Raw genomic sequence first — 15573 nt, forward strand, 5'->3', positions numbered from 1 at the left:
TGAATGGGCAGGTCGGGGCATCCGGACCAGGCAGGACGGCGCAGGGACGTGCCCCGCAGGATTTCCGGGATGCGGAAAGCCGCGGGCGCTTTGCCGCTCGACAGCTCGGACGTGCACTGATTACTTGCGCCGGCAGAGGACAGGCAGACAGGCAGGAGACACCCATGCTGAATTCCGCGCTCGGGCTGAAAGGCGCCTTCACCGCCCCGCACCAGGCCGCAACCCAGGCCGGGCTCGGCGTCCTGGCCGAGGGCGGCTCGGCGATCGAGGCCATGGTCGCCGCGGCGGCCGCCGTGGCCGTCGCCTATCCGCACATGAACGGCATCGGCGGCGACGGGTTCTGGCTGATCAAGCGCCCGGGCGAGGCCCCCGTGGGCATTTTCGCCGGCGGCCAGGCGGCCGGGCTGGCAACGCCGGAGTGGTACCGCGGCCAGGGCCATGCCGCTGCCATCCCCGCCCGCGGCCCGCTGGCCGCGCTGACCGTACCGGGCAGCGTCGGCGGCTGGGGCGCGGCGCTCGGGCTCTGCGAGCGGCCGATGCCGCTGTCGCGCCTCCTTGCCCCGGCGATCGAGCTGGCCCGCCAGGGCATCGCCGTCACCGGCAACCAGTCGGACTGCACCGCCGAAAAGGCGCCGGGCCTGCAGGACGTGCCCGGCTTCGCCGACATCTACATGCCGGGCGGCACGGCCCCGGCGCGCGGCAGCCGCCTGCGCCAGTCCGCGCTCGGCGCCACGCTGGAGCAGATCGCGCGCTCGGGAACAGCGGACTACTACCGCGGCGACATCGCGGCGACCCATGGCGCCTTCCTCGAGGCCGCGGGCAGCCCGCTGCGCCGCGCCGACCTCGCCGCATACCGCCCCCAGCACGTGACGCCGCTGACCGTCGAGACCTCGCAGGGACGGCTGTGGAACATGACCCCGCCGACCCAGGGCATCGCCTCGCTGACGATCCTCGCGCTGTTCGACCGGCTTGGCGTCACCGAAGCGGAGGGCTTCGCGCATCTCCACGGGCTGATCGAGTCGACCAAGCAGGCCTTCATCCGCCGCAACGCCGAACTCGGCGACGGAACCGCCGCGCAGGACTGGCTGGCCCCGGCGGCGCTCGATGCGATGGCGGCGCAGATCGACCCGGCGCGCGCACTGGCATGGCCCTACGAGCCGAAAGAGGGCGACACGATCTGGATGGGCGCGGCGGACGCCGAGGGGACGGTGGTCAGCTTCATCCAGAGCGTCTTCTGGGAGTTCGGCTCGGGCCTGACCTGCCCAGAAACCGGCGTCGTGTTCCAGAACCGCGGCGCGGCCTTCTCGCTGGCGGGCGGGCCGAACGGGCTGGCCCCGGGCAAGCGGCCCTTCCACACGCTGAACCCGGCCATGGCCGAGCTGAAGGACGGGCGGATCCTGTCCTACGGCACGATGGGCGGCGAGGGCCAGCCGCAGACCCAGGCTGCCGTCTTCTCGCGCTACGCCATGTTCGGCCAGGGGCTGCAGGCCGCCGTCACGGCGCCGCGCTGGCTGCTGGGCAAGACCTGGGGCGACGACACCACGACTCTGAAGCTGGAGGACCGGTTCGATCCGTCGCTGGTCGATGCGCTGAAGGCGTCGGGCCACCAGGTCGAGATGATCCCCGGCTTCTCCGACCTCGCGGGCCATGCCGGCGCGGTGGTGCTGCATCCCGGCGGGCTGCGCGAATCCGCCTCCGACCCGCGCGCCGACGGCGCGGCGCTGGCGCTGTAGGGCGATGGAGCCGCACGCCTTCTGGCAATCGGTCGAGGACGGCCCCGCCCCGCCGCCGCCCTATGACGCGCGGTTTCCGGCGGAACTGCCCGACGGGCGGATCCTCTGGCTGCCGACGCGGCCGCTGGCGGGGACTCCGAATGCGCTGGCTTCGCTGATCCTCAACCAGGCGAGCTTTGCCGTGGAGGAGACGCTGGCCGCGCATCTGGCGGGCCTGCTGCGGCCGCATGCGCCCGATCTCCTGGTCGGGCTGCCGACGCTGGGGCTGGGGCTGGCCTCGGCCGTCGCCCGGAAACTCGGGCACGCCCGCTATGTCCCGCTCGGGACCTCGCGCAAGTTCTGGTATGACGAGACCCTGTCGGTGCCCCTGAAATCCGTGACCAGCCCGGGCGGCGGCAAGCGGCTCTACCTCGACCCGCGGATGCTGCCGCTGCTCGACGGCGCCCGCATCGCGGTGATCGACGACGCGCTGTCCACGGGAAGCTCGATGAAGGCGGCGCTCGGCCTGCTGGGCCTGCAGCGGCTGCGCCCGGTGGCGATCGGCGCCGCCATGCTGCAAACCGCGCGCTGGCGCGCCGCGCTGGACCCGGGCATCCCGGTCTGCGGCGTCTTCCGCTCGCCCCTGCTGGAGCGGCGCGCAGACGGGCTCTGGCCGGTGGCAGAGCCGGATTGACGCCCGCGCGCGACAGCCTATGATTGCTCCCGACGTCAGGGGAGTCCCGCCGCAAGGGACTGAGAGGCCGATATCGGGATGCGCGCATTCCGGGCGAGGCGACCCTTCGAACCTGACCCGGTTGATGCCGGCGTAGGAAGACCGGAGGATTTCCCCGCAGATCACGTGCGGCGGTCCTTTCGGGCCGCTCCCGGCCCCGCGCCCGCCGCGCAGGTCCGGCGCCGCCCGCTTCCCCGTCCGCCCCGTCCGGGTCCCGCCTAGGGAGGAAACCGGATGGCGCGCGACAATGGAACCGGTGGGCCGATCTCCGTTCTGGGGGCCGGGGTGGCCGCGCTCTGCACCGCGACCGAGCTGGCCGCGCGCGGGCTGGATGTGGAGCTGATCGCCCCCGAGGACGCGCCCGTCCCCGCCTCGCGCTTCGCCGGCGGCATGCTCGCCCCGTTCTGCGAGGGCGAGGCCGCGCCCGAGGCCGTCGTCACGGCGGGCCAGACGGCGGTCGACTGGTGGGCGGCGCATGTGCCGGTGACGCGAAACGGCACGCTGGTCGTCGCCCCGCCGCGCGATGCTGCCGAACTGGACCGTTTCGCCCGCGCCACGCGTGGCCATGCCCCTGCCGATCCGGGCGCGCTGGAGCCCGATCTCGCGGGCCGCTTCGCCCGCGGGCTCTTTTACAGCACCGAGGCGCATCTCGACCCGCGCGGCGCGCTCCGCCGCCTGCGCGACGGGCTTGCGGCGCAGGGCGCGGCGATCCATGGCGGCCCGCCGCGGGGACGCATCGTCGATTGCCGCGGGCTGGGGGCGGATGTCTCCGGACTGCGCGCCGTGCGCGGCGAGATGCTGCTGGTCGAGGCGCCGGACGTGGCGCTGTCGCGCCCGGTGCGGCTGCTGCATCCGCGCTTCCCCTGCTACATCGTTCCGCGCGCGCAGAACGTCTTCATGATCGGCGCCACGATGGTAGAGCGCGACGACCCCGGCCCGGTGACGGCCCGCGCCGCAATGGAACTTCTGTCCGCCGCCTACACGCTGCATCCGGGCTTTGCCGAGGCGCGGATCCTGGAACTTGGCGCGGGCCTGCGCCCGGCCTTTGCCGACAACATGCCTGCCGTGGTCCGGCAGGGCCGCAACCTGCATGTCAACGGCATGTACCGCCACGGCTTCCTGATGGCGCCGGTGCTGGCGCGGCAGGCGGCCGATCTCATCTTGACCGACATAGGGGAGGACACCCATGCGCATTGACCTCAACGGAGAACGCGTGACGACCGCGGCTGCGACGCTGGCCGCGCTGGTCGAGGAACGGGGGCATGACGCCGCCTCGGTGGCGACCGCGCTGGACGGCGCCTTCGTTCCGCGCGGGCTGCGCGGCGCAGCGCTGCTGGAAGACGGTGCGCGGGTGGAAATCCTGTCGCCGATGCAGGGGGGCTGAGCCATGTTCTACGGCACCGAGCTTCAGAGCCGCCTGATGCTGGGCACGGCGCAATATCCGTCGCCGCAGATCCTGTCGGAGGCCATCGCCGCCTCCGGCACGGAGGTCATCACCGTCTCGCTGCGCCGCGAGGGGCGCGAGGGCGGCGCCTTCCGCGAGATCCTGAAGGGCGCCGGCCGCCGCATCCTGCCCAACACCGCGGGCTGCCACACGGTGAAGGAGGCGGTCACCACCGCCCACATGGCGCGCGAGCTCTTCGGCACGCCCTGGATCAAGCTGGAGGTCATCGGCCATGCCGACACGCTGCAGCCCGATCCGTTCGCGCTGGTCGAGGCGGCGCGCATCCTGTGCATGGAGGGGTTCGAGGTCTTCCCCTACACGACCGAGGACCTGATCCTCGGAGAGAAGCTGATCGAGGCGGGCTGCCGGGTGCTGATGCCCTGGGGCGCGCCCATCGGCTCGGGCCAGGGGCTGCGCAACATCGAGGGGCTGCGCACGATGCGGGCGCACTTCCCCGGAATGCCGCTGGTGATCGATGCCGGGATCGGCGCACCGAGCCAGGCCGCGCAGGCGATGGAGATGGGCTTCGACGCGGTGCTGCTGAACACCGCCGTCGCCAAGGCGCTCGACCCGGTGGCGATGGCGCGGGCCTTCTCCGGCGCGGTGGCGGCCGGCCTGGAGGCGCATCGCGCGGGGCTGATGCCCAGGCGCGACATGGCCGCGGCTTCGACGCCGCTCTTCGGCATGGCGAGCCTGGCATGACGCGGCTCGATCCCTTCTACCTGATCACCGGCGACGCGGCGGAGCTGGAGCGGATGGTCCCGCTCGGCGTCAGGCTGGTGCAGCTGCGCGCCAAGGACATGGCGGCGCCCGAGCTGCGCCGCCAGATCGCCCGCGCCCGGGACGTCTGCGCGCGGCACGGCGCGCAGCTTGTCGTCAACGACTACTGGGAACTGGCGCTGGAGCTGGATTGCAACTTCGTCCATCTCGGCCAGGAAGACATGGACGCGGCCGATTTCGATGCGCTGCGCCGCGCGGGCATCCGCTTCGGCCTGTCGACCCATGACGAAGCGGAGCTCGAGCGAGCGCTGTCGCACGGCCCGGACTATGTGGCCCTCGGGCCGGTCTATCCGACGCTGCTGAAGAAGATGAAATGGGGACCGCAGGGGCTGGAGCGGGTGACCCGCTGGAAGGCGATGGCCGGGGACACGCCGCTCGTGGGCATCGGCGGGCTGACGGTGGACCGGCTGCCCGGGCTCTTCGCAGCCGGCGCCGACAGCGCCGCGGTGGTCACCGACATCCAGCGCGCCGAGGACCCGGTGGCGCGCTGCCGCGACTGGATCGCCGCGACGCGCGAGATGGCCGCATGAGCCGCTATGACCGCCAGACCCGCTTGCCGGGCATCGGCGCCGAGGGACAGGCGCGGCTGGCCGCGGCGCGGGTTCTGGTCGTCGGCGCGGGCGGGCTCGGCTCGGCGCTGCTTCCGCTCCTGGCCGGGGCAGGCGTCGGGCAGCTGCGCATCGTCGACCCGGACGTGGTGGAGGACACGAACCTGCACCGCCAGACGCTCTACCGCATGGCCGATCTCGGGCGGCCCAAGGCCGCCGCGGCGGCGGAAGCGCTGGCGGCGCTGAACCCGGACTGCCGGGCGGACCCGCTGGCGGCCCGGCTGGACCCGGCGCTTGCGCGGGGGGAGGCCGACGGGGTCGACCTGGTGATCGACGCCGCCGACAGTTTCGCCGTGACCTATGCGCTGTCGGATATCTGCCTGGCCGCCGGGCTGCCCCTGGTCTCGGCCTCGGTCACCGGCTGGCGCGGCTATGCGGGCGGGTTCTGCGGCGGCGCGCCGAGCATCCGCGCGGTCTTTCCCGACCTGCCGCCGCGGGCGGGCAGCTGCGCCGAGACCGGCGTCATGGGACCCGCCGTCGCCATGCTCGGCAGCCTGCAGGCGCAGATGGCGATTTCCGTCCTGCTCGGCCGCCGCCCCTCGCCGCTGGGCCAGCTGATGACGCTGGACCTGGAGAACTGGCAGGTCTCGGGCTTCCGCTTCGACGGGGCGCCGGAACCCGAAGCGCCCGGACCGGAGGTCGTCGCGGCCGCGGATCTCGCGCCGGAAGACCTGGTGGTGGAACTGCGCGGGACGCTCGAGGCGCCGGAACTGCCGGTGCCGCAGGCCCTGCGCTGCGATCCGGCCGGGGTACCGCAGCTGCGGCCCGGCAACGGGCAGCGCGTCGTCTTCGCCTGCGCGACCGGGCTGCGGGCCTGGCGCGCGGCGCGGGCGCTGGAAGCTGCCGGGCATACGAGAACCGCGATTCTGGCCTGACCGAACTGGAGGCCAGCTTTCGCCTCTCTGCATGGCCGCCATGCAGATGTGGTATTTTCCGGAACAACTGTGCGCGAAATGCGTACGGTGATATTTTGCCCGCTTCCCGCGCCCCGCGCAGCGCCCGGTCGGCGCGCAGCGCACCTATAACCATATGTTTCATAACCATCTTTCCAAATCGCCCATCGAACATGCAAATTTCACCTGCCGATGCGCCCGCTTTCCAGGCAGGATGGAAACCGCGATTTTCCGGTTCCAAAACCCGTTCAGCGTCCGCATATTGAGGCCAGCGAGTAGAAGCGGTCTGGAGCCAGCTCCTGGGCATTGCTCGACGGAACCCGAGTGGAAAACCTGTCGAACGGAGCTGCCATGACCCATCTGCCCGCCCCTCCGGCCCCCGCCATTCCCGGCGGCCATCCCTGTCTCGGCTGCCTTGCCGCAGAGGATGCCGCGAAACGGGACTGTGCCCGCGCGCGCCTTCTGGCCGGGGGCCACCTGCCGGACGCGATCGAGACGGCCCGCCGCTAGACCCCACCAGACCCCGAAAGGTCCATTTCCATGTACGAACGACTGCTGGGCGCCTGCGCCCTCGGCGGCCTGATGGCTGCATCCTCCGCAATGGCCGCCGACAAGGTCGCCTACCAGCTCGACTGGCTGCCGGGCGGCGACAAGGCGCCGATCTATGTCTGCATCGAGCAGGGTTTCTGCGAGGCCGAAGGGCTCGAGGTGACCATCGTGCCGGGCCGCGGCTCGACCGACGCGATCTCCCGCCTCGCGGCAGGCTCCTCGGACATCGGCATGGCCGATATCGGCGCGCTGCTGGCCGCCAAGGCGCAGGAAGGCGTCGGCGTCACCGCCGTCATGTCGGTCTTCAACACCGGGCCGCACGCCTTCTACACGCTCGCGGGATCGGGCTTCGACAGCGTGGCCGGCGCCAGGGGCCGCACCATCGCCACCTCGCCCTTCACCTCCTCGAACGTCTACCTGCCGCTGGTGCTGGAGGAGGTCGGCATCGCCGAGGACGACATCACGCTGATCAAGGCCGATCCCGGCGCGCTCGGTCCGATGCTGATGACCGGCCGGGCCGACGGCATCATCGCCTGGATGACCGACCTGACGCGCTACGGCAACCAGGCCGCCGAGGCAGGCAAGAAGATCGTCGCCCTGCCCTGGTCCGAAGCCGGGCTGGAGCTCTACTCCGCCTCGCTGATCGCCTCCGACGGCTTCCTCGCCGAGCGCCCGGATGTCGCTGCCCGTTTCGTCAGGGCGTTCCGCGCCTCGGTCGCGTTCTGCCGCGAAAATCCCGAAGAGGCCGCCGCCTCGGTCGCTGCCCTGGTGCCGGAACTCGGCGCCGAGGATGTCACCGGCTCGCTGAAGGACGCGCTGCCGCTGATCTTCAACGAGGTCACCGACGCCAACGGCCTGGGCACCTTCGACGCGGACCGCCTTGCCGCCACCTGGGCGCGGGTTGCCCAGGCGCAGGGGCTGGATGCGGCTGCGTTCGATCCGGAAACCGCGGTGGCACGCAGCTACCTGCCGGAGAGCTGAGCCATGGCCCCTCCTCCCGCCATCCGCTTCGACCGGACAGGCCAGGTCTTCTCCGCCCGCTCCGGGCGGGTGGAGGCCCTGCGCGACGTCGGCTTCGAGGTCAGGCAGCATGAATTCCTCGCCATCCTCGGCCCATCGGGCTGCGGAAAATCCACGCTCCTGCGGATGATCGCGGGACTGCTGAAGCCCACGAGCGGCTCCGTCGAGGTCTACGGCAAGACGGTCACCGGCCCGCGCGAGGATATCGGCATCGTCTTCCAGAAGCCGACGCTGCTGCCCTGGGCAACGGTTGAGGAGAACGTGACCTTCCCGCGCCGCCACAAGACCGGCCGGGTCAGCCGTGCAGACCGTGCCCGGGCGCAGGAACTCCTGGACATGGTCGGGCTGGAGGGGTTCGGCAAGCGCCTGCCCGACGAGCTGTCGGGCGGCATGCAGCAGCGGGTGGGCATCGCCCGCGCCCTGCTGATGGACCCGGAAATCCTGCTGATGGACGAGCCCTTCTCGGCGCTCGACGCGCTGACCCGCGAGGTGATGGGCCTCGACCTGCTGAAGATGTTCGCCGACAAGCCGAAAACCGTGGTTTTCATCACCCATTCGGTTACCGAGGCCGCGCTGCTGGCCGACCGGGTGCTGGTAATGACCGGCCGTCCCGGCACCGTCCTGACCGAGATCCCCGTGCCATTGGATCGCCATCGCGGTCCCGAAACCCTCAAGGAGCCTGCCGTCAATGACCTCGCCTCGCATCTGCGCGACCTCCTCATCGGCAAGCGGGCAGCCTGACATGGCGCAGGAAAGCTGGCCCGCCCCCGCCGTCACCCCGTACCGCGACGCGATTGCCGCCGCGCTCCGCCGCGCCGGGCAGATGCCCGGACTGGCGACGCTGCTGACCCTCGCGGGCACCGTCGCGTTCTGGGAAATCTCGGTACGGCTCTTCGCCGTGCCGTCCTACCTGCTGCCCGCGCCCTCGGCGATCCTCGGGACTTTCGGCGTGATCGGGTGGGACCGCTGGGCGACCCATGTCATTGCCACGCTCCGCGTCGCGCTGATGGGCTTCGGCCTGTCGATCCTGATCGCGATCCCGCTGGCCGTGCTGATGATGCGGGTGCAGATCCTCAGCCGCACGCTCTATCCGCTGCTGGTGGTGATCCAGTCGACACCGGTCGTCGCCATCGCGCCGATCATCATCGTGGTGCTGGGGGCAGGCGACGCGCCGCGGATCGTGATCACGACTCTGATCACCTTCTTCCCGCTGGTGGTCGCCACCGCCACCGGATTGGCCGCGACGCCGCCCGAGCTGATCGAACTCAGCCGTTCGCTCCGCGCCCCCGGCTTCCGCGAGATGACCCAGATCCGCCTGCCCTTCGCGGTGCCCTACATCTTCTCGGCGCTCAAGATCTCGATCACGCTGGCCGTCATCGGCGCGGTGGTGGCGGAGTTCTGCGCGGCCGAGGCCGGGGTGGGCTATTTCATCCAGGTCTCGACCTCGCTCTTCAAGCTGCCGCAGGCCTGGGGCGGACTGCTCGTGCTCGCCGCCATGTCGCTCGCGCTCTTCCAGGCCGTGATCCTGGTGCAGCGGCTCCTCTTCCCCTGGAGCCTGCCGAAATCCCGCTGACCCCTCCCGGGCCCTGAACGGCCCGGGCCACCCGAACCCGGAGCAGAAGCGGAAGGGGCACGCGCCCCGGTCATTGCTCCATTCCCCCGCCGGGACTTCCGGCACATGAAATGGAGACCGACATGACCCCCAATGACTACGCCCTCTCGGAACTTGCCAAGGAATCCACGATCGGCGGCGCCGGCACCACGGTGGAGCGCGCCGTGCCGGTGATCGACCTGTCGGATTTCGACGCCCGCAAGGCGGAGATTGCCGGCCAGCTGTGGCAGGCCGCGACCGAGGTCGGCTTTTTCCAGGTGACCGGCCACGGCATTGCCGAAGAGGATATCGACCTGGCCTTCGACACCGCCTGGGAGTTCTTCGAGCTGCCCGAGGAGGTGAAGGCGCAGTATCCGATGCCGAAGGGCACCAATGCCGGCTGGGAGTTCAAGGCGCAGGTGCGGCCCTCGACCGGCACGCCGGACAACAAGGAAAGCTACCAGATCACCCGGCCGGACATGGACGGGCTCTGGCCCGCCGAGGCGGAACTGCCGGGCTTCCGCGCGAAGATGCTGCGCTTCGAACGGCAGAACTGGGAGCTGGGCATGCGCATCCTCAGCTGCTTCGCGCTGAAGATGGGCTTTGCCGAGGACTTCTTCGCCGAGGTGCATGACCAGGGCTCGGACCAGTACCAGTCGACGCTGCGCCTGATCCACTACATGTCCATGGAGAATGCCAAGCCCGGGGATTTCAGGGCCTGGCGCGCGGGCGCGCATTCGGATTTCGACTGCCTGACCATCCTGCACCAGAAGGAGGGCGAAGGCGGGCTGCAGGTCTGCCCGGGCAAGGACGCGGCCACCGGCCAGTGGACCGACGTGGCCCCGAAGCGCGGGCACATCACCTGCAACATCGGCGACATGCTCATGCGCTGGTCCGACGACCAGCTGCAATCGACGCTGCACCGGGTGCGGATGCCGGAGCCGGGCGAATACATGGGCCGCCGCCTGTCCCTGCCGTTCTTCTGCCAGGCCAACCGCGATGCGGTCATGCAGGGGCCGCTGGGCAAATACGCGCCGATGACCGCGGGCGACTACCTGACCATGCGGATCAACGCGAATTTCGCCGCCGGGAAGTAAGCCGTTGAACCCGATGGCCGCCCCCGGCAGGATCGGGGGCGGCTTTCCCGCGAAGGACTGGACATGCTGCACGGACGCGCGCTGCGCTACATCGACGAGGTTGCCCGCCAGGGCTCGATCCGCCGCGCCGCCAAGGAGCTGAACGTCGCGGCCTCGGCGATCAACCGGCACATCCTCGAGCTGGAGGAGGAAATGGGCGCGCCGCTCTTCGAGCGCATGCCGCGCGGACTGAAGCTGACCTCGCCGGGCGAGATCCTCGTCGCGCATATCCGCGACACGCTGCGCGCCCACGAGAAGATGAAGGCCGAGATTGCCGGGCTGCGCGGCCTCAGCCATGGCCGCGTCACCGTCGCCACCATGTCGACCCTGGCCTCGGGGCGGCTCGCCGGGGTCGTGGCAGCGTTCCGAGAGGCGCATCCGCATGTCGAGCTGGAGCTGACCGTCTCGGACCGCGGCGGCGTGATGGACCTGGTGGCGGGCGGCGGGGCGGAAATCGCGCTGGCCTACAACCTGCCTCAGGATCCGCGCCTGGCCCGCGTCGCCGAATACCAGCACCGGCTCGGCGCCGTGGTCGCGCCCGACCACCCTCTGACCGCCAAGGCCAGCGTCCGGGTCTCCGACTGCCTGATCTACCCGATGGTGCTGGCGCCGCGGGGCATCTCGCTGCGCGAGGCCGTCGAGGCGCTGGCCCCCGCCCATGCCGCCATCGAACCGATGGTGGAAACCAATTCGATGGAGCTGATGAAGCGCCTGACCCGCCGCGCGCCGCATGTCGCCTTCCTCAACCGCGTGGACATCGACCAGGAGCTGCGCGACGGCGACCTCGCCTTCCTGCCCCTGCAGGGCGCGGCCGGGCGGCAGCGGCTGACGCTCGTCCACCGCGCGCGCGGCACGCTGTCTCCGGCCGCAAGCCGCTTCATCCAGGTCATCGAAACCCATTTCGGGCGTCCGGAAACGGTGCCCGTCCGCGAAGACATCTCCGGCGCCGTGCCGGACCAGAAGAACGGAAAGAACGAATGAAGGACGATTTCCGCCGGGCAGTTCCGGCAGACATGCTCACCGGCAAGGGCCGGGTGCTGCTCTCGGGCGCCGCCGTGCCCGCCTGCCTGCTCGACGGCGGCGCGCCGCAAGGCGCCGCGATGCAGCCCGACGGGTCCGCCGCGGTCGACCTGATGCTGGAGGACGGCCGGATCGCCGCCGTTGCCGCCTCCGGATCGCTGGCGGCTGAGGCGGCGCTGGACCTCGGCGGGCGGCAGGTCTGGCCGATGCTCGTCGACATGCACACCCATCTCGACAAGGGCCACACGATGGGCCGCGCGCCGGATTCGGGCGGCACCCACCCCGGCGCGCGCGACGCGACCTCCGCCGACCGCAAGGCGCACTGGACCCATGACGACCTGCGCCGAAGGATGGAATTCGGCCTGGCCTGCGCCGAGGGGCACGGCGTGACGGCGATCCGCACCCATCTGGACAGCCACGAGGGCCAGGCGGAAACCACCTGGGGCGCCTTCGCCGAGACCCGCGCCGCCTGGGCGGAGCGCGTCGCGCTGCAGGCGGTGGCGCTGGTGCCGCTCGACAGCTACCGCGGCGGATATGGCGAGCGGCTGGCCGATCTGGTCGCCGCCCATGGCGGGCTGATGGGCGGCGTGACCCGGGCGGCGGGCGGCGCGCATGGCGACGGGCTCGACGATATCGACGAGCTGCTCGACCGGCTCTTCGGGCTCGCAAAGGCGCGGGATCTCGACATCGATCTGCATGTCGACGAGGCGATGAAGGCCGGCGCCCTGCCGCATGTCGCCCGCGCCGCGCTCCGCCATGGCTACGAGGGCCGGGTAACCTGCGGGCATTGCTGCTCGCTGGCGCTGCTGCCCGAGGCGGAGATGGCGGAGACCATCGCGCTGGTCGCGCAGGCGGGGATCTCGATGGTGACGCTGCCCACGGTGAACATGTACCTGCAGGACCGCCAGCCCGGCCGCACGCCCCGCTGGCGCGGCGTGATGCCGGTGGCGGAACTGTGCGCGGCGGGCGTGCCGGTGGCCGTGGCGGGCGACAATTGCCGCGATCCGTTCTACGCATATGGCGATCACGACATGCTGGACACCTGGCGGCAGTCGCTGCGCATCCTGCATCTCGACCACCCCTATGGAGATGCGCCCGCGCTGGCCGGGCCGGTGCCCGCAAAGGCGATGGGGATCGCAGCGGGGCTGATCGGCCCGGGCCGCGATGCCGATCTGGCGGTGTTCGAGGCCTGGAGCCTCGACCAGGTGATCGCCCGGCCGCAATCCGACCGGCTGCTGGTCAAGCGCGGCAGGCGCAGCACTGCCCGGCCGCCCTCCTATGCGACGCTCGGCGGCTGATCCCGGGCGGCCATCCGAACCGGGTCCGTCGCGGGCCCCGCTGCGGCAATTGCCCCGCACCCGAACGCGTGACGCGTCGGCCCGCCCGGCGCCGCCGCTGGTGGCCGTAGAGCAAGACCGCGGCCAAGCTCCAGCCGACGGCGTCCCCCCGCGCCGGCAAGGGCACCCACAATGAATGCGGAGTTCATGCTTTGCCCGGCAGCGCATCCGGGCTAGCCTCGGTTCCGAAGACCATGACGACCCGTCAGTCCGCAGCCGGAGCCGCCCGGCCAGAACGGAGGCCGGACCGATGCGCTTGCCCGCCCTTCTTGCCGCAGCCCTGCTCGCGGCTGCCCCGCTTGCCGCCGCCGATGTCAGCCAGGATGCGATCGACCGCTGCATCGGCGAGCTGCGCGCCACCGGCTTTCCAGACGCCCAGGGCGGCACGGTGGAGGCCGCCGAATATTCCGAGGCCAATTCGCTGGTGACGCTGAGGGACCGCGGCAACTCCACCTGGCGCTGCCTCGTCTCAAATGACGGAAGCTGGGCCGAACTGGCGCCGCTTTCGATGCGCGAGGGCTTCGGCGCAGGCTGCCTCGACAGCCTCCGGCCCGTCGACCGGCAGCGCGGCGGGGATCTCGGCCATCCGGCGGTCGCCGCCGGGAACGCGCTCCGGCTTCTGCCTCATTGGGCGCGGACCCGCGGGAAGGTCCCGGTCGCGGAGCGGGCGTTCGCCGTCGCCAATGCTGCCCGAACCATTGGCGCACTCATTGGCAACTCTCGAACGCATGGCGACCTGGTGTCTCACTGCGCCGGGCTTTCGGGCCGGCACGGGAATGTAGCGGAGCGGGCCGCAGACGGCATGGCCGCGGCCGAGGGCCCGCTCGCGGCGCCCGGCCACCTTGTTCGCCATCGGCCTAGAACGCATGGCGGCGCGATGGCTCGCTCCAGCCAGAACGCGACATGCGCGGCACAGGCGTTCGCCACGGGGCCCGGACCGGTGGCGACCACATGACCCACTCTCCGCCGGCTTGCCGACCGCGCGGGCATCGGCGGAATGCCGGTTGCGGTCGAAGCGGACGAGGCAGGTCTTCGAGAGCGGGGCCTTGTCCGCCATCGGTCCGGGGAATTGCCGGTGCGGCGCCGCCGGTCCGAGCCGGCCGGCGACGGTCGAGCGGCAGGCACGGCATGGAAGCCGCCGAACGGCCCGGCACAGGGCACGAGATGCGGGCGCATTCGCCATTGCGCTCGAACCAATGGCGCACAATGGCTCATTCTCGAACACCTCCCGGACGGTCCTGTCGCGAAGCTCCGGAAGGCGGCCGGTCTTGGCCCGGGCGGCGCGCCGGAGGCACGCCTTCTGCGTGACGCAACGGTCCTCGAGCCAGGCGTTCGGTTCGGCATGGCTCCGGAACTTCGGCGCCGGCACGAAGAACCGCTTCCGGACCGTTCCGGACGGGTTCTCCGCCTGTCCACTTGCCGTCGCCCACCGGGCTCGGACCGGTGGCGCCGCGATGGGCAACTCGCTCGGACCATTGGCGCTCATTGGCCCGTTCCCAGCCAGAAGCCGGTGTGCAGGGCCGTTCATCGTGGCGCCATTGGTTCGAGCCCGATGGACGGCGGACCAACAAGATAGTGGCCGCACATCTGCTGGGCTGAGCCATCGGGACGCCACCGGTTCAAGTCCGATGGCGAAGCCGGTCATAGGCCCGCTCCCTGCCGGTGAAGATCGTGCCTGCCGCAGTCTTCGCGTCCGTCGCCGGCGGGCTCGGACCGATGGCGCTTCGCCGGCAACTCCCCGGACCGATGGCGGATCAACGAACGCTGTCGCAGATGCCGCGCGCGCAGGCCCCGCCGAAGAGCGAGGGGGCGATCCGCCACCGGTCCGAGGCCGCCCCCGAACGGAGGCCCGGTCATGAGCGTCAAGGAGCATCTCCGTTCGCCATGGGTCTCGAACCATGGCGACCACATGGCTCACTCTCCCGCGGATAGGCGCGGACATGGACCATCCTGCTGCGGCAAAGCCGGGCATGGGCCGCCTTGATCTTGGCCGTGGCGCCGCCGGTCGCCGCGATCTGTCCGTCCGGGAAACGCGCCGCTGGCGCCTTTCCTGATCCTCCCCGCCTCCAGTCGAACTGGCAGGCTTCGCCGGGATCGAAGCTCGGCGGAACATGCGCCCCGGCCGAAGCAGCGACCTCCGCCTCCGGCCAGGTCGCGGCGCAGCGCCTGGCGGCATCGCAGCCGCCTTCACAGCCTTGGGCCCGAAGCTCCTCGAAAATGCGGTCCGGGTCAGCCGCTCGCGCTTCGGGCGGCGGGAGGTCTCCTCGAGCATCCGGCCGAGGGCGTCGCGGAACGGGTCGAGCCTGGGCCTGTGCCGGACGCTGCGCTGGCAGGCGAATTCGGTGGCACCGGTGCGGATGGCCTTGCGGACCGTCCGGCGCGGCCTTGGCACCGATGGCGGCTCGCGCCTCGTTCATCGATCCCCTGAGAGCCCGGCAGATCTCCCGGACCGGCTTGTTCGGCATGGGCCTCGGACCGCGGCGGCCCATCCCTCACTCCTGAAGAACGCCCGACGGATCTTCGCAATCGTTTCCGCCACCAGCAGGCTGCTGAAATAGTCAGACCTCTACGCCGGTTTCAGAACATGATTCACCCGCTGCGGATCAACAGTGGAGACAGGCATGCGCGGTGCAGACGAGACGGGCGGGTCCCCTTTCGGCTCTGACTCAATTTTGATGCAGGCCTTTGCCTATGGCATCGCGGTGATCCTCGCCTTCAGCGTTGCGACACCAGCCCGGCCGTACATTTGC

General features: G+C 71.1%; 14 protein-coding genes, 1 pseudogene and 1 riboswitch. Of the genes and pseudogenes, 14 read left to right on the forward strand and 1 reads right to left on the reverse strand.

Features of this window, described 5'->3' with window-relative positions:
- The first annotated feature begins 164 nt into the window (after positions 1-164).
- The 14 genes from HCC78_RS09310 to HCC78_RS09375 all read left to right on the forward strand — a co-directional run bounded on the left by HCC78_RS09310 (position 165) and on the right by HCC78_RS09375 (position 12784).
- On the forward strand, positions 165-1733 hold the full coding sequence (locus tag HCC78_RS09310; RefSeq protein ID WP_172328492.1) for a gamma-glutamyltransferase family protein: 1569 nt from the start codon (positions 165-167) through the stop codon (positions 1731-1733).
- A 4-nt stretch (positions 1734-1737) separates the two neighbouring features.
- Positions 1738-2406 carry a phosphoribosyltransferase gene (locus HCC78_RS09315; RefSeq protein ID WP_172328493.1) on the forward strand — a complete coding sequence of 223 codons (669 nt, stop codon included), beginning with the start codon at positions 1738-1740 and terminating at the stop codon, positions 2404-2406.
- Positions 2407-2433: 27 nt separating this feature from the next.
- A riboswitch (TPP riboswitch) is annotated at positions 2434-2562 on the forward strand.
- A 117-nt stretch (positions 2563-2679) separates the two neighbouring features.
- Complete coding sequence (locus HCC78_RS09320; protein WP_172328494.1) at positions 2680-3642, forward strand: FAD-dependent oxidoreductase; 963 nt, start codon at positions 2680-2682, stop codon at positions 3640-3642.
- Positions 3632-3829 (forward strand): sulfur carrier protein ThiS, encoded by a 198-nt coding sequence (thiS, locus tag HCC78_RS09325; RefSeq protein ID WP_172328495.1) that lies wholly within the window; start codon positions 3632-3634, stop codon positions 3827-3829. Before HCC78_RS09320 ends, thiS begins: the two co-directional genes overlap by 11 nt.
- Positions 3830-3832: 3 nt before the next feature.
- Entirely contained in the window at positions 3833-4591 is a 759-nt protein-coding gene (locus HCC78_RS09330) for a thiazole synthase (RefSeq protein ID WP_172328496.1), read from the forward strand.
- The gene (locus HCC78_RS09335) at positions 4588-5199 is read left to right on the forward strand and encodes a thiamine phosphate synthase (RefSeq protein WP_172328497.1); all 612 of its coding nucleotides are present in this window, start codon (positions 4588-4590) and stop codon (positions 5197-5199) included. The genes HCC78_RS09330 and HCC78_RS09335 overlap by 4 nt, the downstream gene beginning before the upstream one ends.
- On the forward strand, positions 5196-6152 hold the full coding sequence (locus HCC78_RS09340) for a HesA/MoeB/ThiF family protein (RefSeq protein WP_172328498.1): 957 nt from the start codon (positions 5196-5198) through the stop codon (positions 6150-6152). Before HCC78_RS09335 ends, HCC78_RS09340 begins: the two co-directional genes overlap by 4 nt.
- A gap of 369 nt (positions 6153-6521) precedes the next feature.
- Entirely contained in the window at positions 6522-6680 is a 159-nt protein-coding gene (locus tag HCC78_RS09345; RefSeq protein ID WP_172328499.1) for a hypothetical protein, read from the forward strand.
- Between the two features lie 30 nt (positions 6681-6710).
- Positions 6711-7700 (forward strand): ABC transporter substrate-binding protein, encoded by a 990-nt coding sequence (locus tag HCC78_RS09350; protein ID WP_172328500.1) that lies wholly within the window; start codon positions 6711-6713, stop codon positions 7698-7700.
- Between the two features lie 3 nt (positions 7701-7703).
- The gene (locus HCC78_RS09355) at positions 7704-8480 is read left to right on the forward strand and encodes an ABC transporter ATP-binding protein (protein WP_172328501.1); all 777 of its coding nucleotides are present in this window, start codon (positions 7704-7706) and stop codon (positions 8478-8480) included.
- Positions 8428-9312, forward strand: coding sequence for an ABC transporter permease (locus tag HCC78_RS09360; RefSeq protein ID WP_216671087.1), 885 nt, complete (start codon positions 8428-8430; stop codon positions 9310-9312). The genes HCC78_RS09355 and HCC78_RS09360 overlap by 53 nt, the downstream gene beginning before the upstream one ends.
- Before the next feature lie 122 nt (positions 9313-9434).
- Positions 9435-10427, forward strand: coding sequence for an isopenicillin N synthase family oxygenase (locus tag HCC78_RS09365; RefSeq protein WP_172328502.1), 993 nt, complete (start codon positions 9435-9437; stop codon positions 10425-10427).
- 63 nt (positions 10428-10490) lie between these two features.
- Positions 10491-11447, forward strand: coding sequence for a LysR family transcriptional regulator (locus HCC78_RS09370; RefSeq protein WP_172328503.1), 957 nt, complete (start codon positions 10491-10493; stop codon positions 11445-11447).
- Entirely contained in the window at positions 11444-12784 is a 1341-nt protein-coding gene (locus HCC78_RS09375; protein ID WP_216671088.1) for a cytosine deaminase, read from the forward strand. The genes HCC78_RS09370 and HCC78_RS09375 overlap by 4 nt, the downstream gene beginning before the upstream one ends.
- 508 nt (positions 12785-13292) lie before the next feature.
- Here HCC78_RS09375 and HCC78_RS34745 read toward each other — a convergent pair.
- A pseudogene (locus HCC78_RS34745) lies at positions 13293-15368 on the reverse strand (hypothetical protein).
- Positions 15369-15573: the final 205 nt, after the last annotated feature.

The sequence above is a fragment of the Mangrovicoccus sp. HB161399 genome, from assembly GCF_013184745.1.
Taxonomy (GTDB): Bacteria; Pseudomonadota; Alphaproteobacteria; order Rhodobacterales; family Rhodobacteraceae; genus Mangrovicoccus.